This is a genomic window from Trichocoleus sp. Lan (genome assembly GCF_039961855.1).
In the GTDB taxonomy this organism is placed as follows: Bacteria; Cyanobacteriota; Cyanobacteriia; order Cyanobacteriales; family FACHB-T130; genus FACHB-T130.
The window spans coordinates 234823-260998 of record NZ_JAMPKA010000001.1 but is presented as its reverse complement, the minus strand read 5'-3'; the positions used below and the strand labels follow the sequence as shown (position 1 = coordinate 260998).

General features: G+C 47.8%; 21 protein-coding genes and 1 pseudogene. 14 read left to right on the top strand and 8 right to left on the bottom strand.

The annotated features are described in order from the left end of the window. Positions 1–58: 58 nt before the first annotated feature. The gene (locus NDA03_RS01075; protein ID WP_348237053.1) at positions 59–1138 is read right to left on the bottom strand and encodes a PIN/TRAM domain-containing protein; all 1080 of its coding nucleotides are present in this window, start codon (positions 1136–1138) and stop codon (positions 59–61) included. A gap of 366 nt (positions 1139–1504) precedes the next feature. On the opposite strand from NDA03_RS01075, the gene hemW reads away from it, so the two are divergent. The 3 genes and pseudogenes from hemW to NDA03_RS01060 form a co-directional block, all read left to right on the top strand. Further along, positions 1505–2767, top strand: coding sequence for a radical SAM family heme chaperone HemW (gene hemW / locus NDA03_RS01070; protein ID WP_190429319.1), 1263 nt, complete (start codon positions 1505–1507; stop codon positions 2765–2767). 59 nt (positions 2768–2826) lie between these two features. Then, positions 2827–3576, top strand: coding sequence for a rhomboid family intramembrane serine protease (locus tag NDA03_RS01065; RefSeq protein WP_348237052.1), 750 nt, complete (start codon positions 2827–2829; stop codon positions 3574–3576). Positions 3577–3741: 165 nt separating this feature from the next. Next, positions 3742–3891, top strand: a pseudogene (locus tag NDA03_RS01060) (phosphate ABC transporter substrate-binding protein); the annotation flags it as partial. Positions 3892–3910: 19 nt separating this feature from the next. On the opposite strand, the gene NDA03_RS01055 reads toward NDA03_RS01060, so the two are convergent. Further along, entirely contained in the window at positions 3911–6346 is a 2436-nt protein-coding gene (locus NDA03_RS01055) for a bifunctional serine/threonine-protein kinase/ABC transporter substrate-binding protein (protein WP_348237051.1), read from the bottom strand. 67 nt (positions 6347–6413) lie between these two features. Continuing rightward, positions 6414–7646 (bottom strand): NB-ARC domain-containing protein, encoded by a 1233-nt coding sequence (locus NDA03_RS01050; protein WP_348237050.1) that lies wholly within the window; start codon positions 7644–7646, stop codon positions 6414–6416. Between the two features lie 295 nt (positions 7647–7941). Between NDA03_RS01050 and NDA03_RS01045 the strand changes: the two genes are divergently transcribed. The 5 genes from NDA03_RS01045 to NDA03_RS01025 all read left to right on the top strand — a co-directional run bounded on the left by NDA03_RS01045 (position 7942) and on the right by NDA03_RS01025 (position 11461). Next, a complete protein-coding gene (locus NDA03_RS01045) occupies positions 7942–8382 on the top strand; it encodes a late competence development ComFB family protein (RefSeq protein WP_190438669.1) in 441 nt (146 codons plus the stop codon). A 32-nt stretch (positions 8383–8414) separates the two neighbouring features. After that, the gene (locus tag NDA03_RS01040) at positions 8415–8675 is read left to right on the top strand and encodes a MoaD/ThiS family protein (RefSeq protein WP_190413130.1); all 261 of its coding nucleotides are present in this window, start codon (positions 8415–8417) and stop codon (positions 8673–8675) included. 245 nt (positions 8676–8920) lie between these two features. After that, on the top strand, positions 8921–10213 hold the full coding sequence (thrC, locus tag NDA03_RS01035) for a threonine synthase (protein ID WP_190429314.1): 1293 nt from the start codon (positions 8921–8923) through the stop codon (positions 10211–10213). Positions 10214–10316: 103 nt separating this feature from the next. Beyond that, entirely contained in the window at positions 10317–10592 is a 276-nt protein-coding gene (locus NDA03_RS01030; protein ID WP_190427830.1) for a MoaD/ThiS family protein, read from the top strand. A 113-nt stretch (positions 10593–10705) separates the two neighbouring features. Further along, positions 10706–11461, top strand: coding sequence for a DUF2996 domain-containing protein (locus tag NDA03_RS01025; protein ID WP_190427832.1), 756 nt, complete (start codon positions 10706–10708; stop codon positions 11459–11461). 55 nt (positions 11462–11516) lie between these two features. Here the strand turns inward: NDA03_RS01025 and NDA03_RS01020 are convergent, their stop codons facing one another. Beyond that, the gene (locus NDA03_RS01020) at positions 11517–11993 is read right to left on the bottom strand and encodes an NINE protein (RefSeq protein ID WP_190438676.1); all 477 of its coding nucleotides are present in this window, start codon (positions 11991–11993) and stop codon (positions 11517–11519) included. A gap of 234 nt (positions 11994–12227) precedes the next feature. On the opposite strand from NDA03_RS01020, the gene acsF reads away from it, so the two are divergent. The 3 genes from acsF (at position 12228) to NDA03_RS01005 (ending at position 16495) form a co-directional block, all read left to right on the top strand. Continuing rightward, entirely contained in the window at positions 12228–13304 is a 1077-nt protein-coding gene (gene acsF, locus NDA03_RS01015; RefSeq protein WP_348237049.1) for a magnesium-protoporphyrin IX monomethyl ester (oxidative) cyclase, read from the top strand. A gap of 102 nt (positions 13305–13406) precedes the next feature. Next, the gene (locus NDA03_RS01010) at positions 13407–14201 is read left to right on the top strand and encodes a hypothetical protein (protein WP_348237048.1); all 795 of its coding nucleotides are present in this window, start codon (positions 13407–13409) and stop codon (positions 14199–14201) included. A 98-nt stretch (positions 14202–14299) separates the two neighbouring features. Continuing rightward, complete coding sequence (locus tag NDA03_RS01005; protein WP_348237047.1) at positions 14300–16495, top strand: ATP-binding protein; 2196 nt, start codon at positions 14300–14302, stop codon at positions 16493–16495. Positions 16496–16624: 129 nt separating this feature from the next. On the opposite strand, the gene NDA03_RS01000 is transcribed toward NDA03_RS01005, so the two are convergent. The 4 genes from NDA03_RS01000 to NDA03_RS00985 form a co-directional block, all read right to left on the bottom strand. Continuing rightward, the gene (locus NDA03_RS01000) at positions 16625–18241 is read right to left on the bottom strand and encodes an NAD(P)H-quinone oxidoreductase subunit 4 (protein WP_190413143.1); all 1617 of its coding nucleotides are present in this window, start codon (positions 18239–18241) and stop codon (positions 16625–16627) included. 143 nt (positions 18242–18384) lie between these two features. Then, positions 18385–20457: an NAD(P)H-quinone oxidoreductase subunit 5 gene (locus NDA03_RS00995; RefSeq protein WP_348237046.1), complete on the bottom strand. Its 2073-nt coding sequence runs from the start codon at positions 20455–20457 to the stop codon at positions 18385–18387. A gap of 362 nt (positions 20458–20819) precedes the next feature. After that, positions 20820–21161, bottom strand: a complete 342-nt coding sequence (locus NDA03_RS00990) for a thioredoxin domain-containing protein (protein WP_190413147.1) — start codon at positions 21159–21161, stop codon at positions 20820–20822. A 249-nt stretch (positions 21162–21410) separates the two neighbouring features. Continuing rightward, entirely contained in the window at positions 21411–22127 is a 717-nt protein-coding gene (locus NDA03_RS00985; RefSeq protein ID WP_190413149.1) for an NnrU family protein, read from the bottom strand. Positions 22128–22426: 299 nt separating this feature from the next. Between NDA03_RS00985 and NDA03_RS00980 the strand changes: the two genes are divergently transcribed. From NDA03_RS00980 to NDA03_RS00970, 3 genes are all read left to right on the top strand, one after another. Further along, the gene (locus tag NDA03_RS00980; protein WP_190413151.1) at positions 22427–23431 is read left to right on the top strand and encodes a LysR family transcriptional regulator; all 1005 of its coding nucleotides are present in this window, start codon (positions 22427–22429) and stop codon (positions 23429–23431) included. A 111-nt stretch (positions 23432–23542) separates the two neighbouring features. Further along, positions 23543–24994: a protein kinase gene (locus NDA03_RS00975; protein WP_348237045.1), complete on the top strand. Its 1452-nt coding sequence runs from the start codon at positions 23543–23545 to the stop codon at positions 24992–24994. 29 nt (positions 24995–25023) lie between these two features. After that, the gene (locus NDA03_RS00970; RefSeq protein WP_190413155.1) at positions 25024–26097 is read left to right on the top strand and encodes a PstS family phosphate ABC transporter substrate-binding protein; all 1074 of its coding nucleotides are present in this window, start codon (positions 25024–25026) and stop codon (positions 26095–26097) included. Positions 26098–26176: the final 79 nt, after the last annotated feature.

The following is a 26176-nucleotide window of genomic DNA, read 5'->3' as shown; positions in this document are numbered from 1 at the left end:
AGAGTGGTGCTTGTGGGCTTTCTAGGTGCCACCAGTGGCGATCGCCACTTCAAGCTACTCAAGCCACAACAGACGCTTGAGGGCGAGCAAAAATCATTCGCCCCGCCGAAGTCTGCAAGGCACTGGTTACAACCACTCGGATTTCACCACCCATGTAGTCGCGCCCGTCTTCCACAACCACCATTGTGCCATCATCCAGGTAGCCGACGCCCTGAGCTGGTTCCTTGCCACCCTTGATAATTTTGATATCCAAGCTATCACCAGGCAGATAAATTGCCCGAATTGCCTGAGCCAAATCGTTAATATTCAGCACCGGCACTTTCTGCAAAGTAGCAACCTTACTCAAGTTGTAGTCGTTGGTGAGCAAAGTGCCGTTGATTTCTTGCGTCAACCGGACTAACTTCGCATCCACCTTGGGAATTTCATCGTAATCGGCGGAGTGGATTACAATCCGTTCTGAGTAAGCATCCTTCATCTGGTTCAGGATATCTAGCCCTCGCCGTCCCCGAACTCGCTTCAGATCGTTGGAACCATCTGCCAGTTGTTGCAGTTCCTGCAAGACAAACTGGGGTACGAGGATTTGACCTTCGATAAAGCCAGTGTTCAGCAGTTCTTCAATGCGACCATCGATGATGCAGCTGGTGTCTAAAACCTTGGTCGAGGCAGGTTTGAGGGTTCCTTCTGCCACCAACATCGTTTCCACGCTGTGAGGGCTAATCAGCCTCAAGAAGGAACGACCGTGGGTATCCGCTAAAGTGACCCCCAAATAGGAAAACATGACACTGCCTAAAATGGCAACAAGAGGCTTAATAAAAGCAAAATCGAAGGGCATTGGTAGTAAGAAAACGGGTGCCAGCATCAAGTTGGCAACTAATAAGCCAATCACCAAACCGACAGCTCTGGTCAAAATGACCTCGATCGGCATTTCCCGGACTCTCTTTTCCAAGCGTCGATAGGTCGTCTGCACGAGCAAACCGGCAGCGCCCCCAACCAGGGCGGCAAACCCGGCGAAGACCCAGCGTAAAGCGTCCTGATTGCTGACTTGATATAGGGCACCGCTAGGCAGTAATTCAATCGCGTCGAACCCGATTCCCGCCGCTGCTAGGATGAATAAAATAATAATGATTGCGTCAAGCATGGTTTCCAGTTATTTGGGATGATTGCTTCAATTCCTGAAAGCGGCTCTCAAGAACTGATACAAATTTACATTTGTTTTATTATATCTTTTGTGTTATTGACTTCACTCTTGCGGATGACCATTGATTTAGCACCAGCATTTAATCCAATTTGAGCTATTTTTATGAAGCCACCTCTTTATTTATTAAAAGAACAATTCTGAAAAATTAGCCAATCATGTCGCTTCTAAAAGGCAGGAAACAAGAGGGCGTATAGGCTTGACGTATTCTTGCTAAGAGAAGAAAAGACCTGACAACAATTCAGTAAAGTAACAACTGTTAATCAAACATTTAAAGATTTCATCGCTATATTGAGTATTGATACAAATATGGTCTTAAATTATTTAATCCCGGACGCAAAAAATATTAATTTGGGTATCCCCAGCTCTGCTTATCTCCACATTCCATTTTGTAGACGCCGGTGCTTTTACTGTGATTTTCCAGTGTCTGTGGTAGGGGATCGCAAGACTGGTAAGAACTCTGGCACAATTGAGCAGTATGTTGAGGTATTGTGCCAAGAAATTGAAGTTACACCAGTACAAGGAAATTCCCTAAAAACAGTTTTTTTTGGAGGTGGTACTCCTTCGTTGTTATCGGTGCAACAACTCAAGCAAATTTTGACTCAACTTGATGCTGGTTTTGGTATTGCCACCGATGCTGAAATTTCGATGGAGATGGACCCTGGCACCTTTGACTCGCAACAACTTCAAGGCTACCGCTCAGTTGGAGTGAATCGAATCAGTCTGGGGGTACAGGCGTTTCAGCCAGAACTATTGGAAGTGTGCGGGCGATCGCATGGTGTCTCTGATATCTTTGCAGCTGTGGAGCTAGTCCGCAAAGTGGGGGTTCCCGAATTCAGCTTGGATTTGATTTCTGGGTTGCCGCATCAGACGTTGGAACAGTGGCAGGAGTCTTTAGAAACCGCAGTAGCGATCGCGCCCACTCATATTTCAATCTACGATCTCCAAGTCGAACCCGTTACTGCCTTTGGGCGTCAATATCAACCCGGTGCCAAACCGCTTCCCACCGATGAAATGGCTGCCGAGATGTACCGACTAGCGCAGCAAGTTCTCACCAGTGCCGGTTATGAGCATTATGAGATTTCTAATTATGCCAAACCCGGTCATCAATGCCGCCACAATCGAGTTTACTGGGAAAATCGCCCCTACTATGCCTTTGGCATGGGTGCCGCCAGTCATTTGCAAGGGTGCCGGTTCACCCGTCCCCGCAAAACACGGGAATATTACGAATGGGTGCAACAGATAGTCACAGCAGGTGGCGTGTGGGATTGTCCTCAAACATTGACATCTGAAGTATTGTTGGAAACCTTGATGCTGGGGCTGCGTCTAGCAGAGGGTCTCAGTTTATCAACCTTAGCTGAACAGTTTGGCAAACAGACGCTGCAACAAATTTGGACGTGTTTGCAACCCTACTACCAGCAAGGTTGGGTAGAAATTGTCGGCGAAAGCGGGAAAGCGATCGCACTTGACGCCCAGAAACTCCCACCAAAGGGACGATTGAGATTAACCGATCCGGAAGGTTTTTTATTTTCTAATGTAATTTTGGCGGATTTGTTTAGCGAACTAGGATAAGTTTGAGGGCATAGCGTGTGGATTGATGATTCGTCCAAAATCTAAAATCTAAAACCTTCATGATTCCTATTGCTGATAACATCCCCAGTCGCAGCAAACCGATTGTTAATTACGCCCTGATCGGAATCAATGTTGCTTTGTTTCTGTGGGAGCTAAAACTAGAGCTTGCAGGTAAGCTGAGCGCCTTTATCCAACACTGGGGGATCGTTCCGGCCCGAATTAGTGCGGTGATTTCAGATGCTCTCAGTGGAGAAAATCCAGCCGCGTGGGTTGCCTTGCTGATGTTTTCTGCTTCCCTGTTTTGGGCGATGTTTCTTCACAGCAGCTTTGGTCAAATTTTAGGGAATCTCCTATTCTTATTTGTTTTTGGCAAGAGTGTGGAGAATCTTCTCGGACATCGGTGGTTTCTGCTACTTTACTTGCTGGGCGGCATTTTGACGGGCATCGTACAAGTTTGGTTGGACTCTACTTTGACGATGCCCTTAATTGGAGCAAATGGCGCGATCGCATCTGTCCTCGGAGCCTATTTTCTGATTTTTCCCCAGGCAAAAATTGATACCATTTTGCCACTGGTAATTGTGTTTATCCCTATTGAACTGCCAGCTTTGTTTTATCTATTCTGGTGGTTTATTCAGCAAATGTTTTATGGAATCGGTAGCTTAAATATTTCCGGTGGCGTCAATCCCGTGGGCGTTGGGTATTGGGCACATGGTGTAGGGTTAGCAATTGGTGCCATTCTCGTGTTGCTGTTGAAAAAAAGAACCGATAAAAAACGAACCCCTGAGGCGAAGAGAACTCATAAGAATTAGAGGAGAGAAGCTGTTAGAGCTGATTTATATAGCGAGCCTAATTCAGTTGAAAAAAACAACCATAGTTAAAAAACTTGAAAAGTTAAAGATTTGACGATAAATGGCAAACTCAAATAGAGGCTTAATGACATTAAACGATCTACGCAAGTGGTAATCCTATCGAATGGTCAATATCCTCTAACTCGCCGATTATCAGTAATTGTTAAACAAAACGAACAAATTGAACAACGATCTGGGGAAGCTTACGCCAAGTTACTGCTAACAGATCGGGGTCAAAAACTGGTTGAAAAAGCTGGATTTGTCAGAATCCGCTAGAGCATTCGGATAAGTACGTTTAGTTTTTGCAACCGCGCTCTATTTCCTTAAGTTTATCTGGGGGATAGTCTACAGGTACAAACTTAAAACCATAAAGCGAGCAGTTAGACGGCACGACTTTGACCAATGTAAAGATCGGCTCATTGGGATCTCCACCGCGAAAACTAATTATCCCCATTGCACCATTGGCTCGAAAGTCGGGAGCCGATAAAGCCAGCCGCACGTCAGAACGATTCGGTTGAGGTTTTTTTGCTAAAGCCGTTATTAACGCACGAGCAGCATCATAAGTCGTAGCGGTCAGCCCACTCACTTCCGCTTTCCATAACTGCTTAGATTCTTTGGGAAACGTTGGATTGGGGCTGCTCAAGGAATGCCAAGGGACTGTTACTACTAGGCGACCGACTACATATTTAGGGTCGATTTGTAGAATCTCAGAACTGTAAACAGCCCATGCTCCCACCATCGGATAACGACCCTGATTTGCCTTAATCACCGCTAAGACATTCTGAAAGGAAAAAGGACAGGTCTGACCATCCGGAAGGAAGACCAGCGTAGTCGCTCCTTTTGCTTGTGCTTGGTTAATCGCCTCAACAGCATTGAAGTCCTTTTTGCACAGTTCAAAATCTGCTCTTACCCGTCCTCTACTTGCGGGGAAGCTAACGTGAAATTGATCTCGGATAGATTTGCTGTAATTACTTGTGCCAGAGTAAAAGACTGCGGCTGTTCGCTGATTGGCTTGGATCATGTAGCTAGCCAAAGCCTGGGCATTCACGCGATTACTGGGTACAGTGCGAAAGAAAACGTGTTCGCTCTTTTGGCTCCACTCTGAGAGGTCTTCCGAGGTGCTACCTGGAGAAATTAATACCAACCCGTGCTGTTGATAAATTGCGATCGCTCCCAGTGTCACTTCGCTGGCATAGTGACCTATGACAGCTAAAATGTCCTTTTTCAACACGAATGACTCGGCAATTTGTTTAGCTTTGACAGGATTATTAGCATCATCTGCGATGACTACTTTCAGCCCTTTACCACTCATCCTTTGACCCTGATTGATTTCATTTTGGGCTTGGGCAGCTCCTCGTAGAATTTCCAGCGCTCTGTTTGGATTGTTGGTTATCGGAGCGGCAACAGCAATCGTGTATGCCTTTTCCTTTTTATCCATCAATCGGGCATTATTCAGATAAATCAAAATTTCTGGGTCGCTTGGCTGTTCGCTCCGTGCCTTCTCTAATAAACCAACAGCCTCAGCATATTGACCGCTGGCAAATTTTTGCACGCCTTTTTGCTTGAGAGCGCCTTTCAAGCTGGGAACTAAAACTTCTTCTCCACAACTGACATTGTCTGCAAGACTGGAATCACAAGCCTTCGGCGGTTTCACGAGCGCATAAATAATTATTCCGAGTCCTGTCAAGAGAATTGCACTCACGACCCAAATGAGTACAAGCCTTAAATTGCCTGAGTTGATAATCCTAGTAATTTCCGCGTCCGAACAATTGCCTCCAGGAAGCAAAGTAAGCGTGTCGTCGGGAGATCGTGTCCGCCGATGATTGTTGATTTGCGTCTCAATTTCTTCTAAACGTTGCACAATTTCTTGGGCATTTTCAGGTCGATTCCCTGCGAAAGGAGCCATCAGGTCATTAATTAAAGTTGCCAACTCTAGTGAAATCTGTGGGGCACTGTTTCGCCAATTCAACTGACCTGTTTGGGGGTTTTCAGGAAGGTCATGGGGATGTATGCCTGTCAGCAAATGAACGAAGGTGCGTCCCAAAGCATAGAAATCAGATTTGGAAACAGCTCTACCATCGGCTTGTTCTGGGGGTGTATAGCCGTGGGAAATTATTGCTGTGCCATCTCTTCCGGCTAACTTGTGTAAGTAGGTTTCCGTGGCTTCGCGGACTGCGCCAAAATCAATCAACACCAGTTGATTATCAGGTCGCAGCATAATGTTAGACGGCTTAATATCCCGGTGAAAATAGTTGCTTTGATGCACTTGCTGTAAGATTTCTGCCAGTTGTTTCAACCAGGCGATCGCTTGCTTTTGGCTGATGGGTTGATGGTTCCGGCTGCTCAACCATTCTTTTAAGTTGATCCCCTCAATTTTCTCCATCACCAAGCAGTGCAAGGGCTTTTCGCTCTTTAGATGACATAACTGGAAGTATCCATCTGCCTCTACTTTGGGAATCCCTTGATGATTCAACTTCTTTAGAACTTCGGCTTCCCGCTGGAATAGGCAGATTGCCTTCTCATAATCAGTAAGCAAAATTTTTAGGACTTTTTTTATACCTTCCCGACGCACGTCCTCCACCTCAAAGGTTTGACCAAAGCCTCCTTTGCCCAAACGTTGGATGACCCGATAGCGCCCTTCTACTAAACTTTCAGAGCCACAGTCAGGACAAGTGCTTTGATTACCAGGTTCGTTGAAATTGCGGCAGTTAGGATTGATGCAATAACTCACGGCAAACACACTATCCCGATTTGAGTGGGAATGTTATAGAATTATAACTTCCTCTCGGAAAATAACTTTATTGTTCAACCGTTCGCTTAGCAATTTTTCTTTTAACATACCTTCTCACAACTGGCTGAAGCGTATAAATAACTTCATTCCCTTCGATTTGCTTTTCTATCAGCGAACGACGTTCTAATGCTTGAATCGCTTCCATAATTTCAGAAGTTGAAACCGTTAGATTGATTTCTTCTTTTAATTTAAAGATAGAGCTGGGGTTGAGATTAGCCGCTAACTTAAACATAATTTCTTTTTGAAAATTTGATAGCCGTTGCCAGGAAGTATCTAAAATTAGATGAATATCGCCTAAAAATATTGTTTCTAGCTTTAAGAAATCAGAAACTTTACCAGCAAATGAGTCTTTTATATAACTGGCAATAATATTTAAGATTAAGGGATTCCCTCGATAGATTTGAAAAAGGCTTTTCCAGTGGTTCTCGTCTGACAAACCTTTGGCTCTAAATATTTGCCAAGCGTCTGTATCATTGAGATCGGACAGCAGTAATGAACGAACGCTTGGAGTTTCTCCCTGGATTAATGCAATTTCATTCGGTTGCTCTCGACCGATTAGCATTAAGCAGCTGTTGTGGCGCTCTCTTCCCACTCGTCTGAATAGTTCGCCATAGCCTTCATACCCTTCTCGATAATACCCAGTTGCTTGACCAGCACCTAGAATCGTTTCGACTTCATCCAAAATCAGCAGACATCGATGGGAACCTGTGGAAGGGTTTGTTCCTTTGGGAGATCGCAAAGACTCAATTAGCTGAGAGATTCGGCGACCAATATCTTTTGGTAAATTGGTTGATTGCTCGTTGGAGAGGCATCGGAGCAAGTCTGCGATCAGGTCTTCGACTGATGGGGCAGAACGGAGCGATCGCCAGATGAAATAATCAAATTCATTCTGAATTTGCTCGGCTAGCATCACGGATAGCGCTGTTTTACCAATTCCCCCCATGCCGAACAACGTTACTAGGTGGCAACTATCAGCGACAATCCATTTCTCAAGCACAGCCAGTTCTTCTGTGCGCCCATAGAAACCAGAGACATCAGGCGCTTCACCCCAATCGAGTATGGGCATTTCACGCGCTTCTGCTTCTTCAACGGCACCTGAATCAACAATTTCCTTCCAGTTGCCGATCCCGACAGCTTGGCAAATATTAATAAAGGTCTCTTGGTGAATGGGTTTTTTCTGCCAAAACCGTTTCAAGGTTGCCTGGGTCGTTAGGGCACCCTGCCACCAAGAAACGGTCATTGTTTTTGTCCAACCTTTCCTTTTTCGGGCTTTATCAACGCTTTCTAGTCCCCGTGCAGATGCTCTGAGAGACCCCGCCATAGTTAAGCTCTTTACCACAATTCTCGCTTATTCTGGCTCACCTTTCGGTGTAGCGATCGCAGCCGTACGCTGAAAACTGAGCCAAAGAGTCAGCAAAAAAGTGAGCTGTCAAGCGAAAGCGTCTTTGGCAATCTAAGAGGATAACGCGCGAGATCGCCTTCTACAACGTCTGTCCTTCTTTACAGAGATCGCCAGCTCAGTCTTTAAGAAGATTATGCAACCGAATCAAGTTCTAACCTACTGCAATGTCATGGAACTGTTAGTTGCTCAGGAAGTACACCGACAACTTCAGCAGTTACCGCCAAAGTTGGTCAACTATATCAATCCAGCCCATGCGATCGCTTACGCCCTGAATCGTCTGCCAGCCCTGTATGCGACCAGTCCCAGAGGATGGTATCTACAACAGCAACGGGCTAAAGCTAAGTTAGCACCTCAGATTATCGTGGCGGTGGGTCAAGCATTGGCGGCGGTGCAACAAGATTCCTTGAACATGGTAAATTCTCTCCCTTCCGCAGAAAACGCCGAAAACCTCGAAGAGAGTGCATCTGATGTAGATGTTGAACAAGCCAAAAGCTCCGATTTCTCCCTTTCTTGGGTGCGATCGCTTTTTGGATTAGGGGGCATTCATAAAGCAGATGGTCGGCGATCGCGCTAATCTAATGCCAGCCACCTCTAGCATCAGTTCCTATGTCCACTGAAGCGATCGCGATTACCGTCAAATTATTCGCTGCCTATCAAGAAGCCTATGGCGTTTCGGAACTGGTGCTGAAAATCCCTCCAAATACAGATGTTTCAGCGATATTAGATAAATTTGCTTCCGAACATCCAGAACTTGACAAATGGCGTCAAGTTACTCGCTTTGGCGTTAATTTTCAATTCGTCGAGCCAGACACGATTCTGCATGATGGGGATGAAGTCGTGCTGATTCCCCCTGTTAGCGGTGGCTAGGAAAGACAAAAGTTAAACGCCAGAAATTCGGTTTTTTCATCCCAAATCCGCTTCAATTCCCTCTTTTTCCTAAATTCGCGACCGCAAGCTTGGAATGCGATCGCCCCGGTCTTCAGACTGAGGGCTAAATTTTGTATCATAAATAACATTTAAACCCGACTAAAAGAGTCGGATATATTTGACGGGTATTTTTGCCTGTGTTAGTATCAACCGAGCGATGACGGACGATTAGAGTGTAAATACCCATGACCCAGGCAACCCAGTCAACAACGGCAACCTTTACGGCACTGAAGTGTAAAGAATGCGGCACCGAATACGAACTCAAGGCAACTCATGTCTGTGAGTTTTGTTTTGGCCCTCTGGAAGTAACCTACGATTACGATGTTCTGCGCCGCACCGTCACTCGTGAAAGCATTCAGGCAGGGCCTAACTCAATTTGGCGCTATCGTTCCTTCTTGCCCGTCGCCACAGAAAAGCCGATTGACGTGGGAACTGGCATGACACCACTGGTAAAAGCCAATCGCTTAGCTCGCCGTCTGGGTATTAAAAATCTTTATATTAAAAACGATGCCGTCAATATGCCCACCCTGAGCTTTAAAGATCGGGTGGTGTCGGTCGCTTTAACAAGAGCGCAGGAATTAGGATTTACGACGGTATCCTGCGCCAGTACGGGTAATTTAGCGAATTCTACGGCAGCGATCGCTGCCTACGCCGGTTTAGACTGCTGCGTTTTCATCCCCGCCGACCTGGAAGCCGGTAAAGTTCTAGGTACACTCATCTACGGTCCCACCGTCATGGCAGTTCAGGGTAACTACGACCAGGTGAACCGCCTCTGCTGCGAAGTTGCTAATACCCAAGGCTGGGGATTTGTCAACATTAACCTCCGTCCCTACTACTCGGAAGGCTCAAAAACCCTCGGCTACGAAGTAGCAGAACAGCTAGGTTGGAAACTGCCGGATCATATCGTCGCTCCTTTGGCATCTGGCTCTCTGTTCACCAAAATCTACAAAGGATTCCAAGAATTTATCAACGTTGGACTAGTAGCTGATAAGAGCGTCCGTTTCAGCGGTGCCCAAGCTGAAGGTTGTTCCCCCATTGCCCAAGCTCATCGGGAAGGGCGCGACTTCGTAACCCCCGTGAAGCCGAACACCATTGCCAAATCAATCGCGATTGGCAACCCAGCAGACGGAGTTTATGCGCTGGAAGTCGCCAAGAAAACCGGCGGTAACATTGAATCAGTCAACGATACTGAAATTGTTGACGGCATCAAGCTATTAGCTGAAACCGAAGGCATCTTTACCGAAACCGCTGGTGGCACCACCATCGCCGTGCTGAAAAAATTGGTAGAAGCGGGTAAAATTGATCCCGAAGAAACGACCGTCGTTTACATTACCGGCAACGGACTGAAAACCCAAGAAGCGGTGCAAGGATACATCGGGGAACCCCTGACAATTGAGGCGAAGCTGGATAGTTTCGAGCGGGCATTAGAGCGCTCTCGGACACTCGAACGCCTCGACTGGCAGCAAGTTCTGGTTTAATAACCGCTACCAGCTTTTTGTGATGAGTCATTAGTCCCTCCGGGGTTGCTAATGACTCATCGCTCGTGACTACGCATGAATGACTACTGAATAATCTTTAAGTATGACAGTCAAAGTTCTCGTTCCGACTCCTCTCCAGAAGCTTACAAACAATCAAGCCACCATTGAAGGCAGCGGCAGTACGATTGGTGAACTGCTCGAATCCTTAGAGCAAAGCTATCCTGGCATCAAAGTGCGTTTGTGCGATGAAAAGGGCGAACCCCGCAGATTTGTGAATTTCTATGTCAACAGCGAAGACATCCGCTTTTTGGATGGAACTCAGACACCTCTGAATGAGGGTGATGAGGTGAGCATTGTGGCAGCGCAGGCGGGAGGCTGATTCCAAGTTAGGATGAGCAGTAAAGGATTTCAATCTCGAATCGAGATTGTTAATCCTACCTTCATCCATGCTGCATACATTCAAAAAAAATCACCAACTTGCGGATAAGTCCAATGGCAGAAGAAACGAATCACAATGACGCCGGAGAGGTGGCTCCTAGCACTGTTGACAAGCAGGCTCCTAGTGTTTCTGAAGAAAATGCTCCCAGTACGGATTCTGACGTAGCAACCGACATTCCTACAGCAAACGCACCCGCTCCAGAAGCTGTGAATCCGGAGGTGAATCCGAATGCGACTGGAGAAAAATCTTCGACAGAGGCATCAACCCCAGATGACTCGGCTCAGGTTCAAACAGATGTTAAAAAAACAGCTCAAGCATCTAAAGAGGATAAGCCAACGGGTGCCAAAGCTGCTAAAGCAGATAAGCCAGAAGCTGCCAAAGCTGCTAAAAAGGACGAGTCGCCAGAAGGGGATAAGCCAGCTGCTAAAGCGGCTAAAAAAGAGAAGGCACCTGCGGTAGAAGACAAGCCTTTTGTTGAGTTTATTCAACAAGACTATTTACCAGCTTTGAAAACAGCACTTGAAAAAAAGGGCGTCCAAAATTTAGAGCTGAAATTTGACAAGAAACCGCTTCAAGAAATCTCAGAATGCTGGCAAGTCAACGGGAGCTGGCAAGGGGGAAAGCGGAACTTTAACCTTTATTTTCCCGAAGAAGACATCCAAAAACAAAGAGCTTTTTCCTGTTTTGAAGGCTCTAAACCTAGTATCATTGAGCCTTTTTTGTGCGATGAGCGCAAGATCACGCTGGATTTAATGGTGTTTGGCGTGACGCAGCGGTTGAATGCTCAAAAGTGGCTGGAAAGAAATTAGTCGGGAAAGGTGAATTTCATTAGTCATTAGATAATTACTAATGACTAATGAGCCATTACAACTCGATAAATTCATAAATGACAATGCCAGTTTCTGGGTGATTATCAACCATGACGTAGCCACTTTTGAGCATTTCTTTCAAAGTGGCTTCTGCCTTGGCAAAGCTTACACCTGTATCCATCACCGCTTGGGTAACGGAAAGTTTGCCACCTCTAGCAGCAGCGGCTTTTACAAGTTTAACCATTAGTTGATCGCGGGTAAGCTCCTGCTTGGTAAGTGCGATCGCAGGTGGCGATAGAGGCACGCCCGTGGAGGATACCCCCAAGCGGTCTTGAAGCTTGGCATTATGTTCCTCCACCATGCCGGGAATCAGAAATAAATCCACGAACTGTCCGACCCCAAACAAACCCCACGTAAACAGCCACAGCAGCCCCGTGCCAATCTTGCCATTGTAGAGGCGATGCATCCCCGCTATCGGTGGGGACAAAAAACAGGCTAGCCAAAGAACATAGGCAGTCGAGACGTTCTTCATAAGATTCCTAGCGCTTCAGATGTCCTAACTTCAATCATAGGATTTTGTTCTTAACTCTTGCACCTAGGAATTGAGCAACAAGAACTCTGAAGATGTCACAAAACTTGACAGCGTGTAGTAAGTCTTAACGTAGCAAGTGCGATCGCTCTCGTGTAGATTGGTAGACTGGAACGCAAGCCTTTGAGTGAAAGCGACGGAATCATAATAATAAGAGAAACAAGAGAGACAAAGAATATGGTGGATTCCCTCAAAAAACCCAGCTTTGAAGAATTAAGACCTGGGGTGAAAGTACCTGCGAAAGAAACCCTACTGACGCCCCGGTTCTACACCACCGACTTTGATGAAATGGCGAAGATGGATCTGTCGCCAAATGAAGATGAACTCAAGGCGCTGATGGAAGAATTCCGCGCTGACTACAACCGTCACCACTTCGTGCGGGATGCCGAGTTTGACCAATCCTGGGATCATATTGATGGGGAGACGCGCCAGTTATTCATCGAATTTCTAGAGCGTTCCTGCACAGCAGAATTCTCCGGATTCTTACTCTACAAAGAACTCGGACGCCGATTGAAGGACAAAAACCCGCTTCTGGCAGAAGGCTTTAACTTGATGTCGCGGGATGAAGCTCGTCATGCTGGCTTCCTGAATAAGGCAATGTCAGACTTCAATATGTCACTAGATTTGGGATTTCTGACCAAGAATCACAAATACACCTTCTTTAAGCCGAAATTCATCTTCTACGCGACCTATCTGTCCGAGAAGATTGGTTACTGGCGGTATATCACCATTTACCGGCACCTAGAAGCCCATCCCGAAAACCGCGTTTATCCCATCTTCCGGTTCTTTGAAAACTGGTGCCAGGATGAAAACCGGCACGGAGACTTCTTCGATGCCGTAATGAGAGCGCAACCCCAATTCTTGAATGATTGGAAAGCAAAGCTGTGGTGTCGCTTCTTCCTGCTGTCAGTGTTTGCGACGATGTATCTCAACGACATCCAGCGTTCCAAATTCTATGCCACACTCGGTCTGGATGCACGGGAATATGACATTCACGTGATTCAGAAGACCAACGAAACCGCAGGACGGGTGTTCCCAGTGATTCTGGATGTAGAGAAGCCAGAATTTTACGAGCGCCTAGAAGTGTGCATCAAAAATAATGAGAAGCTGGGTGCGATCGCAACCTCCAAAACCCCCAAATTCCTGCAATTGTTCCAGAAGCTACCCCTTTATGCTTCTAATGCTTGGCAGCTGCTGCGCTTGTACCTAATCAAGCCGATTGACATGACAGCCGTGCAAGGTAAAGCCCGCTAATTTTGAGCATCTTCCCTCAACTAAAGTGGTTCTGTACTAAGCAGAGCCACTTTTTTTATCCTTATCAAAATTCTTCATAAATATAAAACTGACGCAACCTCAATGACGAAGACCTTTGGCATCTCGCGCCTCAGCCCGGTAGATGCACAGACGCTCACTTGCCTTTCTTTGCGCCTTTGCGCCTTTGCGCGAAACTCTATACTGTTCGCAATCAGCACTTCCTTGATTTTGGGGATATCGTCTGCCCAAACTCAAACCCAGGCTCAAACCCAGCCACAAGAAACGCCCAAGCCAGAGGCTAGCGAGTTGGATTTAAGCCCAGAAATTATTGAAAATAGCCCGGTTTTGCAGCGTTGGCGGCGAGACGTGCCGAATGTGCTAGAAGAAATTCGCAATGACCCCAGCTTTCGGACTAGGGTGCGCCTCGGCTACTCCCAGTTTCCTTCATCTGGGCAAGCCGGGGGAGTCAATATTGGCGTGGAGGACGTGTTTATTGGTCGCACCGGCTTAACCGTCAGTGGGGATTATCACACTGAGTTCAAGGGTCAGCGCGAGGCTTATGGAGCAGATTTACGGTACTACGTACTTCCTTTGGGTGGCTACGTTAATATCGCGCCCCTGGTGGGCTATCGACATTTGGAAACTGACCGATACTCAACAGATGGCTTACATGTGGGTGCGAAGCTGATATTCGTTTTATCTCGCACTGGTGCAGCCGATATCTCCTTAACTCAGAGTTGGGTTGCTCCAGCAACGAATGAAGAAGTCGGAATTACAAAGCTTTCCGTCGGCTATGCCTTTACCCGCAACCTGCGCTTATCGACAGACATTGAGAAGCAAAATGCAAGACAACGCAAAGATAGTCGGGTTGGCGTCGTACTAGAGTGGATGCCTTAAATTAAATGTTTAGATAATTGAATATTGGAATGTTTAGGGCATTTCACCCTGAAAACCTCTAAATTGAATGCCATTACAAAAAGAGCCTTTGCCGACCTATGAACGCCTCAGACAATTTAGAGCTGTTTGGGCTATTTTTGCAACATACACCCGCTGCCGTAGCGATGTGCGATCGCCAGATGCGTTACTTGCTCGCTTCTCGTCGGTGGCTAATCGATTACGGGCTAGATGAGCAAAATCTGATTGGGCGATCGCATTACGAAGTTTTTCCTCACCTTCCCGACCAATGGCGGCACAAGGCTGAGCTAGTTTTATCTGGGGCGAGTTCAGGGGAGTTTCAGGAAAGTAGCTTTGTTTGCCCTGACGGTTCCTCGGTGCCGATAAAGTGGAGCCTGCATCCTTGGAAGCACCCAAGCGGGGAAAGGGGTGGATTGATCCTGTCGGCAGAGATGATCCAGAGTGAGGACTTTTTCCATTCCATCTACGAGGGCGTGGAAAACGCCATCTTTGTTTTAGATGTGGACGCACAAGGGGTTTTTCGCTACCTTAGCTGGAATCGACCGATAGCGATGGTTACTGGCATCAGTAGTGCCCAAGCGATGGGCAAAACTCCCCATGAACTATTTGGTTTAGAGTTAGGTAATTCCTTGCATGAGAGATATACAAAATGTCTCGTCGCAGGGGAATGTACTTTTTACGAGGATTGCATTCCCTTGCAGGGTGTAGACACTTATTGGCTAACGACTTTAACTCCACTGCGGGATGCTGCGGGTCGCATCTATCGAATTATCGGCACCGGAAGTAATATCAGCGCTCTCAAGCAGGTGGAAGAAGCGTTGCGGCAATCAGAAGCTCGGTTCCGAGAACTCGCGCAGCGAGAAGAACTACTCAATCGTCTTGCTAGTCAAATTCGCAGTTCGCTGGATCTCAATACCATCTTGGAAACAGCCGTGCAGGAAATCCGCAGGCTGCTGCAAATTGAGCAGTGCCTTTTCATGTGGTATCGTCCCAATGGTGAATCGGCAAGTTGGGAGATATTGCATGAAGCGAAGGTAGACAATTTGCCTAGCTTTCTGGGTTGCTATCCAGAGGAACCGACCAGTTTTCAAGTAAGACAACTCTTAAACCGAGAAATCATCCATTTGGATAATATTGAAGCGTTAACCGACCCCAATTCACGGCAGTTCTTCCAATCGCTGGGGTACGTTTCTATACTAAATTTTCCGATAATGACTCGCACGGGCGAACTTGGTGTAGTTGCCTGCGGTCAATTTAGCAGTCCTCGAACTTGGCATGACGATGAAGTGGAACTGCTTTCGGCGGTTTGCGACCAAATCGCGATCGCGATTAACCAAGCAGAACTTTATACTCAAACTCGTGAAGCCGCAGCGATCGCTCAAGCACACGCCACCCGGCTCGAAACCACGCTTCAGGAACTCCAACGTACTCAGTCTCAACTGGTTCAAAGTGAAAAAATGTCCAGTTTGGGTCAGCTAGTGGCTGGAGTCGCGCATGAAATCAATAATTCCGTTAACTTCATCTACGGGAATTTAGCCCCGGCGAGCGAATACACGCGAGACATTCTTGGGTTGCTGCAACTATATCAACAGCAATATCCCCATCCAACGCCAGAAATTCAAGACGAAATTGCCGCGATTGACCTAGATTTTCTCATCAAGGACTTGCCTAAATTACTTTCTTCTATGAATGTGGGGGCAGAGCGCATTTGTGAGATTGTGCGTAGCTTACGCAATTTCTCCCGCCTTGACGAAGCCGAGATGAAACTGGTAGATATTCATGAAGGCGTCGAAAGTACGCTCCTAATTCTGCAAAACCGCTTCAAATCCAAACCAGATCATCCCCCTATCCAGCTAATCAAAGAATATGGCAACCTACCTAAAGTAGAGTGCTATCCAGGGCAGCTCAACCAAGTATTTATGAATCTTCTCACCAATGCAATTGATGCTTTGGATGAGTCTAACAAAAAGCGATCGCTTGAACAAATCAAAGCCGACGCCAGTATCATTCGGATTCGTACCGACGTGTTGACAAATAACCGAGTCGTAATCAAGATTTCCGACAATGGGCCAGGAATGGCAGAGGAAGTCAGAAAGCGACTTTTCGATCCTTTCTTCACAACCAAACCAGTCGGTATTGGCACAGGGCTTGGGTTGTCGATTAGCTATCAAATTGTGGTCGAAAAACACGGCGGTCAACTCAAATGTATTTCAGCGCCCGGTCAGGGGGCGCAATTTCTGATAGAAATTCCCCTGCATCCGCCATCACACATTTGATACTATTGCCGATGAATTCGTAATTTTTAACAAAAAGGGCGGATATTTAATTCCGCCCTGAAAGGGATTATTGATTATGAAAATTTAGCAAGCTGAAAATTCAAACATCAAGAAAATCTTTGCAATTTTTCACCTTTGAATTGTCTGGCGATTGCCGATTTCTGGTGCCCGCAACGACAACAGGGGAATATCCGCCTGTGCTTGGGTCGGAACCTGTCGCCCACTCGCCAGCGTCGGAACTGAACCTCGCAGTCGCTCCGTCAGCTGCAAAGTGGTTGCGTCGTAAATTTGAGTCAGGATTTTGGGGTACAAGCCAATGCCAATAATCGGCACCAACAGACAGGCGATGATGAACACCTCTCGTGGTTCCGCATCGATCAAGGCTTCGTGTTCCACTAATTCCTTATTCTCCGGCCCGTAGCAAATTTCCCGCAGCATCGAGAGTAGGTAGATGGGGGTCAGAATCACGCCAACGGCGGCTAGAAAGACCACCACGACCTTGAAAGTGGGGTTATAAGCATCGCTGGTCGCAAAGCCAACAAACACCATGATTTCTGCCACAAATCCGCTCATCCCTGGCAATGCTAATGACGCGAGCGCACAAGTCGTCCACATGGCAAACATCTTTTTCATCCTCAACCCGACGCCGCCCATTTCATCCAGCATCAGGGTGTGGGTGCGGTCGTAAGTGGCTCCCACTAGGAAGAACAAGCTTGCCCCAATCAAACCGTGGGAAACCATTTGCAGCACCGCGCCGCTTAAACCCAAGTCAGTAAATGTGGCAATCCCAATCAGCACAAATCCCATGTGGGAAATCGAGGAATAAGCGATTTTCCGTTTCAGGTTCCGTTGAGCAAAAGAGGTGAGGGCTGCGTAGATGATGTTGGTAACGCCCAAAATCACCAAAACGGGCGCGAACACGGCATGAGCATCGGGTAGCATCTGGGCATTCATCCGAATCAGAGCATAACCGCCCATCTTCAGAAGAATTCCTGCTAGCAACATATGCACTGGTGCAGTTGCTTCGCCGTGAGCATCTGGTAGCCAAGTATGCAGGGGAATAATCGGCAACTTGACGCCGTAGGCAATCAGAAACCCTGCATAGATCCAGAGTTGGAAAGTTAGGGGGTAATCCTTGGCAGCGATCGCCCTCATATCAAACGTCACGGTATCGCCGTAGAACGCCATCGCCAAGGCGGCTACTAAAATGAACAGCGACCCGCCAGCCGTATAAAGAATGAACTTGGTAGCCGCGTACAAACGCTTCTTACCGCCCCAAATTGCCAGCAGCAGGTACACCGGAATCAGTTCCAGTTCCCACACCAGGAAAAACAACAGCATATCCTGGACCGCAAACACTGCAATCTGACCGCCGTACATCGCCAGGAGCAAAAAGTAAAACAGCTTCGGCTTAAACGTCACGGGCCACGCTGCCAAAGTCGCCAGGGTGGTGATAAAGCCGGTGAGCAAGACTAGCGGCATTGATAAGCCATCTACGCCCACCGACCACCTTAGGTCGATTTGGGGTACCCAGGAGTAACTTTCCACCAGTTGCAGACCGGGATTAGAAAAGTCGTACTGAGTATAGAAGGCATAAACCATCACCACGAAATCAATCAGCCCAATAATGAGGGCGTACCAGCGTACCGTCTTACCATCTTTATCTGGTATCAACGGAAGCAACAGGGATGCCGCGATGGGGAACAGGATGATAAAAGTCAGCCAAGGAAAATTAGCTGTATTCATGAGATATCAAATCGTGAGCAATAAGGTTTAGCTGTCAGCTATGAGTAAGTGTACTTAAAAAGGAAAAAGGAAAAAGTTTTCAGCTTTTTCCTTTTATCTTTTGTTGACAGCGGGTAGAAACACACAGCGAGCGGTTTCTAAATTTAAGTCACACCAAAGACAATCACGCCCACTAGCACCGCCCCAAACACAATCAGGGCATAGAATTGGACGCGACCAGTTTCAAAGTATTTCAGACTTTCACCACTCAACAGCGTCGCTAAGCCGGTGAAGTTGACTGCGCCATCAACCACGCGGAAATCCACTTCCATGACTTGTCGCGCTAAGCGACGGCACCCTTGAACGAAGAGGGTGTCATAGATTTCGTCGAAATACCACTTGTTGAGCGACAGCTTGTAAAAGAAGGGGATTTTAGCAGCGATCGCAGCGGGATCGATCTTGCCTCTCAAGTACATCAGAGAAGCCAGCGTAATTCCAATCAAGGCAATTCCGACCGAATTACCCCCCATGATCAGAAATTCTGTCAAATCAAACTCAGTGGCTTTTTCCAGCACCTCAGTCAGCGGTTCGCCGGGGGCGTGAATGAATTCCTCAAAATAATTGTGGAAAGGCGTCCCAACCAAACCAATCAGCATCGACGGCACCGCCAGAACGATCAGGGGCAGCGTCATCGTCAAGGGCGACTCGTGGGGATACTGGCTATGACCGTGGTCATCGTGGCTGTCATGGGCTTTGGAGGATAACTCTCTGGTATCCATCGCCCCAGGACCAAAAGCAAATTCAACCTGGGGAGATTTCGTCGCCCCTAGTAGTTCCTGCTTGATGCCTGATTCATGCCCTCGGAATTTGCCCTCAAACGTCCGGAAATACATCCGGAACATATAGAAAGCAGTCATTCCAGCCGTCAGCCAGCCGACGAACCACAGCGCCGGATTTGCCCCAAAAGCGCTGCCTAGAATTTCGTCTTTCGACCAGAACCCAGCGAAAGGTGGAATCCCGCTGATCGCGAGCGTTCCAACCAAAAAGGTGAGGGAGGTAATCGGCATATACTTCCGCAGTCCGCCCATCATCCGCATATCCTGAGCCAAGGCGGGATCGTGACCTACGACTGATTCCATGCCGTGAATCACAGAACCAGAACCCAAAAATAGCATCGCCTTGAAGTAGGCGTGTGTCATTAGGTGAAATAGACCGGCAGTATAGGCACCGACGCCCATTGCCATTACCATGTAGCCCAGTTGGGACATGGTGGAATAAGCGAGACCCTTCTTGATGTCGTTTTGGGTAATGGCAATAGTTGCCCCCAAAAATGCAGTAAAGGCACCCGTCCAGGCAATCACGTTCATTGCGACTGGGATGCCTTCAAACACGGGATACATCCGCGCAATTAGGAAGACGCCCGCAGCCACCATCGTTGCCGCGTGAATCAGGGCGCTGATGGGGGTAGGGCCTTCCATCGCATCTGGTAGCCAGACGTGCAACGGGAACTGAGCAGATTTTGCCACTGGTCCCATAAACACTAAGATGGCAAACAGAGCCGCAAGGCCGGTACTTAGGTAGCCTGATGCGACAAATGCTTGCAAGCGATCGCCGATTACGTCAAATTCAAAGCTGCCCGTCGCCCAGTACAGCCCCAGCATCCCTAACAACAGCCCGAAGTCGCCGACGCGGTTGACGACAAAAGCCTTTTGGCAAGCATCGGCTGCTGCCTTGCGGTCATACCAGAATCCGATCAGTAGGTAAGAACACATACCGACCAGTTCCCAGAAAATATAAACCTGTACCAAGTTGGGGCTGACCACCAAACCCAACATGGAGGAACTAAACAGGCTCAGATAGGCATAGAAGCGCACATACCCCGGATCGTGAGCCATGTAGCCATCGGTGTAAATCATCACCAGGAAGGCAACTGTCGTCACGATGACCAGCATCAGGGCCGTCAAGTGGTCAATCGTGTAGCCCATATTCAGGTGAAAATTCCCCGCGGCTGCCCACTCCAGGGTACGGGTGTAGGTAGCATGACCTTGAATTTGACTCCAGAGCAGCGCCAAGGAGAAACCCATCGCCATCCCTAGCAGGGAGACTATAACCACGGCATTTAACTGCCGCAGACTGTTGGTAAATCGATTAATCGAGATTAGTCCCAGACCGACCAGCATCGCCCCAGCTAGCGGCAGGACTGGGATGATCCAGGCATACTGATAGAGCAGTTCCATCACTGACGCCTACTTTATATTTCTTAACTAACTTGGTAAGACCGTTTACATTGTGACACAGACGGTCTCTAAAGTATTTATAACTAACAGTTTAGACAGCCAGAAACTTGTCAGCCAAAAATTAAACCCACCGATAGAGAGAATCGGTGAGTTTAAGAACGGGTAAAACGTTGCATTCAGGTTGAACAGTTACAAGCAGCGAAAAAATTGATCGGGATTTACGCACTGAAAGCTTGAAACCGAGATCCCCCAAACCCCCCTTGAAAACGGGGAACCGGACAATTCCCTACTTTATCGGCGGATGTAAAGGGGATCTCTGCGTCAGTCCTATTTGTCTTGGATAGGAGCAGCTATCTCCAACTTCAGGCAGAATTTGGCAAATAACTTACCATAATTTTTTCTAATGCCATGCGTAAATCATCCCGCCCTTGAAAGCTATCAATGCGGTGAACTACCTTGCCGTTTTCAATCAGAACGATCGTGGGTAGAGTCTGGAGGCGATAAGTATTCGCCAGTTTTAAATTTTGATCGGCATTAATTCCAACTAATTTGACTTGTTCGCCCCATTCGGATTGAACTCTAGTCAGGAGGGGGTTAATTAGCCGACATAATCCACACCAGGGTGCCCAAAAATGAACTAGGACTGGGGTGGAAGATTCTAAAACTTCTTGTGTAAACGTCCGTTCGTTAACAGAAAGCACCATGATCCCTCTAGTTTTATTCGCTTTTACTATTGAAAGTCAGCCAAAAGGAGGAAGTGGAACAATAAACAATGAAGTAAAATCCTTCAGCTTACTCTAGCGCAACTGGTATGCCAGTGCGTATCTACTACGTCTAGGCATCTATGGGGAAGCTAAGGCGGTAGAACCAGAGCGTAATTAAGCTGAAAGTTATTTGGAATCATGCTACATCCATTTGGGATCGCGTGGCTCAGCATAATTGCGGAACTCACACTACCATCTGACAACACCTGTCGCCTGGATCAACCAGGGATGCGCCCACCACAACAGCAGAATGAAAGCAGTGACCCCCAGATACGCAGGGCGGAGAAACTCTTGCCATTTCAGGGTTTGATGCCCTTCCAGGAGTGCCTGGAAGGGGACAACAGAGGTGCGAGCTTTCACAGCCTCGAAAGCTTCCCCATAGCGAGCCAAGAGACGGCGATCGCCATGCCAAACTGCGAATAAATGATGCAGCACTAGCCCTACTGAAGTTAAGAGGGTAAAAGTCGTGCCGACCCAAAGCGTATGGGCAATACACCAAATCACCTGTCCAACCATTTGGGGATGCCTAGTGATACGGATAATGCCGGTTTCGTAAAGATGCACTTGAGGCTTTTCGATGGCGGCAATTTCTAGCAAGTTGAAAGTTGCTGGATAAAGAAACAGAAATGAGATAGCCGAAAGCACCCACACCACCGACTGAACGCCGGGGACGCCCTGAACTTGCCACAGTTGCAGCCCATCATAACGATGATTAATGAAGTAAACGATCAACACCACTGCTAGAGGAAGACTGACGAGGGCAAATAAGATGCGGTAGAGGCGGGGGCCGATTTTTTTTTCGCCCCAAGGACGCAGTGCAGCCAGACCACTGTGAGCGATCGCAAACCCAAAAAGCAGTCCCAGCATTATGTAGTGGCTAGGAGTCAGAACGCGAAAGAAATTCATAAACTTTTACGTAATTTCCAGTAGAAAATAGACCCCCCAAGTATTCCCTGAGAGACTTGATCTCGTGTTGTGTTACTGTCGATGACTGAGAGGCTTTACAACGAAGTGGGCTATCAATCGCTTGAGTCCAGCCCCATCTCTCGCAAGAGAGCGCTTAGCGATCCTTCGGTCATTGGTGATGGGTCATCGGTCAAATGTCAGCAGTAACCAACAACTGACAACTGACAACCGACAAAAAGCTAACAGATCGCCGAGCTTTATGCCTCAGTCGCTCCTTTCCCTTTTCAGGTAAAGCCTGTATGTCTGACCTTCCTTTCACTTTAGACCAACTCCGCATTCTTAAAGCGATCGCCGCCGAGGGAAGCTTCAAGCGTGCCGCCGATAGCCTGTACGTCTCGCAACCCGCTGTCAGCCTCCAAGTCCAAAACTTAGAGCGGCAGTTGGATGTGCCGTTGTTTGACCGGGGAGGACGCAGGGCACAACTGACGGAAGCAGGGCACCTACTTCTCAGCTACGGCGAAAAAATCTTGACGCTTTGTCAAGAAACCTGCCGCGCCATTGAAGACTTGCAAAATCTCCAGGGTGGCACCCTGATTATAGGAGCTTCGCAGACGACAGGAACCTACTTACTGCCCCGAATGATTGGGATGTTCCGCCAGCAGTATCCAGATGTAGCAGTACAATTACACGTTCACTCGACGCGCCGCACGGCGTGGAGTGTCGCCAACGGGCAAGTTGACCTGGCAATCATTGGGGGAGAGGTTCCGTCCGAACTACAAGAAGCACTAAAAATTATTCCTTATGCTGAAGATGAACTAGCGCTGATCTTGCCAGCCTTACATCCCCTCGCCAAAATTGGGACTATCCAAAAAGACGATCTTTACAAATTGCAGTTCATTGCCTTAGACTCCCAATCCACCATCCGCAAGGTGATTGACCAAGTGCTAACTCGCTGCGGTATCGATACCCGACGGCTCAAAATAGAGATGGAACTTAACTCGATTGAGGCAATTAAAAATGCCGTGCAGGCAGGACTTGGGGCGTCGTTTGTCTCCCTATCGGCGATCGAAAAAGAGTTGCAAATGGGCATCCTCCACTACGCAAAAATTGAAGAGGTAGTGGTCAAGCGGATGCTATGGGTGATTGTGAACCCAAATCGCTACCGCTCCAAAGCAGCAGAAGCGTTTAGCCAAGAAATTTTACCTGCCTTTGCCTCCCCCGGATGGGGGAGAGAAATGGAAGCATCCACTCCAATCGAAGCCGATGGGTTCAAGGCAGCTGCTCCTAACTCCGCAGGCAGTTAATTCCAGTATTAGCCATCTGTTAGTTGCTAATCGCGAATGGAAGTATGGCTACTAGCTCTTAAACAATTAGCAATTAGCAACCATCGATTAGGATTTGACCAGTAACTCCTCATGGAAATTTACTGTACCCGTCCCGGCTGCCCTCGTCCCCTGAACTTTTTTGCCGATCTTGATGACAACAACCTTGTCAAAACGGTGCAACAGAAGTATTGCACCGCCTGTGGAATGCAGCTGATTTTAGATGGTCGGTATCTATCGGCAAAGCTGTTAGGACGAGGGGGATTTGGTGCAGCGTTTTTGGCACGCGATCGCCGCACGCCTGGAATGCGCCGATGCGTCGTCAAACAGTTTCAGCCGGTGGGGGATTTAACGCCGGATCAGCTACAAATTGCCCAAAATCTATTTGCACGGGAAGGAGAAGTTTTAGAAGAACTCGGCAGCCATCCTCAAATTCCCGACTTGTTTGCTTTCTTTGATATCACAGTTCCCAGCATTCAACCGGGAAAACAGGACAAGTTTTTTTATCTGGTCCAAGAATTCATCGATGGACATAATTTGGAAGAGGAACTGGCGCAGAAGGGGAAGTTCTCCCCAGACGAGGTGTTATTCGTGCTGCAAGAAATCCTCCCGGTGCTAAAGTTTGTTCATGATAGCGGCTCCATCCACCGAGATATCAAGCTTTCCAACATTATGCGCCATCGCAACGGTCGGCTTTATCTCTTAGATTTTGGTGCTGTTAAGCAGGTGACGAAGGCAACGCCTGGTGGATCGTCAACCGGAATTTATTCAATGGGTTTTGCACCGCCAGAGCAAATGGCTGGGGGTCAAGTCTATCCTTCAACGGATTTGTATGCCTTGGCGGTGACTTGCATTATCCTACTCACGGGCAAGCAGGCAACTGAGTTATTTGATGTCTATACAAACCAGTGGAATTGGAGACCTCATGCGGGTGCGATCGCTACCGCAGCGGTAGCCAGTGAGTGGAATCGCTTCGCCGATATTTTAGACCAGATGCTCTTGAGTGCGCCGAATCAACGGTTTCAGTCTGCGGATGAAGTGCTGCACGCCCTGACTTCATCACCGCCCCCTGCGCCTCCGGCACCACCGACTCAGATGCCTACCCGCGTCGCCGCTCCAGCCGCCCCTGCCGCGCCTCCTACTCCAGCCCCGACTCCTCAGCCACCCGCCCCCATTTCTCAACCCGCCTCTCGACCGAGATTTTCTCTACTGGAGGTTTTAGGTGGGGCAGCTTTTACGGGGTTTGAAGGCGGATTGTTATTTATTGCTTTGGGTAGTTTGCTGCCATCCCCAGGGCTGAGCGTTGGATTGTTGGGGATGATGATTGGGGGTCTATTGTTTGCTCAATACCGCCGCTTCATTGAAAAATTGGATTTATTCATTATTGCAGGAATAACTCTGGCGATTATGCTGTTTTTTCCCGTTTTGCGAGACGGGTTTCCCCTTGAGATAGTCGTCTTTGTGGCTATGTTGGCTGGAGCAGGCGCGATCGCAGTGACGGCTCTATTTCGCCTAATTTATAAATTACTGGCTAATTTTCTCTAAGCTAATCGTGAGCTTCCTGAGTAACCATCATGTCCCAAAAAAACGAAACCACGGTTCTCGTCTTAGCCCTCCTGCTCACTGCTGCTTTATTAGGCGCTGGCTTTTGGTGGTTTACCAAGCGGTCTGGTGTTGACCTCGGTCGTTTAAACCAAACCACCAATCCTAGCGATTCTGCTGCCAACGATCGGGAAAATCAGCCCAATCGCTCAACACCCTCCACGGGTGAAAGCTTTCCCCAAGTGCAGAACGTTCCTACTGGGCTGTTTAGCTACGGTGGCAGCACCTCTTGGGCACCGATTCGACTCGCAGTAGACTCGCGGATGCAAGCGGCGCGACCTGAGTTTCGGCTGCGCTATGTTGAGCCAAATACCGGCCCTGCTAGCTCTGGCGCTGGCATCAGAATGTTACTAGACGGGAAAATAGACTTCGCCCAATCTTCGCGACCGATTCTGACGAGCGAGTATAACCAGGCACAGCAGCGAGGGTTCGGGCTTAAAGAGATTGCGATCGCAATTGACGGATTGGCAGTCGCGGTTAACCCAAACCTGAATATTCAAGGTTTGACCTTAGAGCAGTTGAAATCTATCTATACGGGCAAGATTACTAATTGGCAAGAATTAGGCGGCCCAGATATCCCAATTAAACCCTATTCTCGTTCCCCAAATGCTGGAGGAACGGTGGAACTATTTGTGGAAGAAGTTTTGAACGGTCAACCTTTTAGTGCCAATGTTGAATTTGTCTCTACCACGACTCAAGCACTGCAAAAACTTGGTGGTAGCCCTGGAGGAATTTACTTTGCTTCTGCGCCTGAAGTGGTTCCACAATGTAGTATCAAGCCTTTGCCAGTTGGGCGGAGAGCGGGTGAATTTGTAACGCCTTACCAAGAGCCTTTTGTGCCGCTGCAAACGTGCCCTAGTCAACGCAATCAGCTGAATATTCAGGCTTTTCAAACGGGTCAATATCCCCTGACTCGGAAGCTATTTGTGATTGTTAAACAGAATGGTCAGAGAGAACAGCAAGCGGGTGAAGCTTATGCAAATTTGTTGCAGATAGAACAAGGACAGCAACTGATTTCTGAGGCTGGATTTGTTAGGCTCCGCTAATTACTCTCGTTTAAAACGTGATTTAAACTAAATATTTCAACGAGAAAAAGAATTTAATTAGACTTATCAATAAGACCTA

Coding starts and splice junctions, on each gene's coding strand:
- acsF (WP_348237049.1), top strand. CDS start 12,228: ATGGTGGATTCCCTCAAAAAACCCAGCTTTGAAGAATTAAGACCTGGG.
- NDA03_RS00970 (WP_190413155.1), top strand. CDS start 25,024: ATGTCCCAAAAAAACGAAACCACGGTTCTCGTCTTAGCCCTCCTGCTC.
- thrC (WP_190429314.1), top strand. CDS start 8,921: ATGACCCAGGCAACCCAGTCAACAACGGCAACCTTTACGGCACTGAAG.
- NDA03_RS01050 (WP_348237050.1), bottom strand. CDS start 7,646: ATGACCGTTTCTTGGTGGCAGGGTGCCCTAACGACCCAGGCAACCTTG.
- NDA03_RS01065 (WP_348237052.1), top strand. CDS start 2,827: ATGATTCCTATTGCTGATAACATCCCCAGTCGCAGCAAACCGATTGTT.
- NDA03_RS01030 (WP_190427830.1), top strand. CDS start 10,317: ATGACAGTCAAAGTTCTCGTTCCGACTCCTCTCCAGAAGCTTACAAAC.
- NDA03_RS01010 (WP_348237048.1), top strand. CDS start 13,407: ATGACGAAGACCTTTGGCATCTCGCGCCTCAGCCCGGTAGATGCACAG.
- NDA03_RS00980 (WP_190413151.1), top strand. CDS start 22,427: ATGTCTGACCTTCCTTTCACTTTAGACCAACTCCGCATTCTTAAAGCG.
- NDA03_RS01005 (WP_348237047.1), top strand. CDS start 14,300: ATGAACGCCTCAGACAATTTAGAGCTGTTTGGGCTATTTTTGCAACAT.
- NDA03_RS00995 (WP_348237046.1), bottom strand. CDS start 20,457: ATGGAACTGCTCTATCAGTATGCCTGGATCATCCCAGTCCTGCCGCTA.
- NDA03_RS01000 (WP_190413143.1), bottom strand. CDS start 18,241: ATGAATACAGCTAATTTTCCTTGGCTGACTTTTATCATCCTGTTCCCC.
- NDA03_RS00975 (WP_348237045.1), top strand. CDS start 23,543: ATGGAAATTTACTGTACCCGTCCCGGCTGCCCTCGTCCCCTGAACTTT.
- NDA03_RS01020 (WP_190438676.1), bottom strand. CDS start 11,993: ATGAAGAACGTCTCGACTGCCTATGTTCTTTGGCTAGCCTGTTTTTTG.
- NDA03_RS00985 (WP_190413149.1), bottom strand. CDS start 22,127: ATGAATTTCTTTCGCGTTCTGACTCCTAGCCACTACATAATGCTGGGA.
- NDA03_RS01040 (WP_190413130.1), top strand. CDS start 8,415: ATGTCCACTGAAGCGATCGCGATTACCGTCAAATTATTCGCTGCCTAT.
- NDA03_RS00990 (WP_190413147.1), bottom strand. CDS start 21,161: ATGGTGCTTTCTGTTAACGAACGGACGTTTACACAAGAAGTTTTAGAA.
- hemW (WP_190429319.1), top strand. CDS start 1,505: ATGGTCTTAAATTATTTAATCCCGGACGCAAAAAATATTAATTTGGGT.
- NDA03_RS01075 (WP_348237053.1), bottom strand. CDS start 1,138: ATGCTTGACGCAATCATTATTATTTTATTCATCCTAGCAGCGGCGGGA.
- NDA03_RS01025 (WP_190427832.1), top strand. CDS start 10,706: ATGGCAGAAGAAACGAATCACAATGACGCCGGAGAGGTGGCTCCTAGC.
- NDA03_RS01045 (WP_190438669.1), top strand. CDS start 7,942: ATGCAACCGAATCAAGTTCTAACCTACTGCAATGTCATGGAACTGTTA.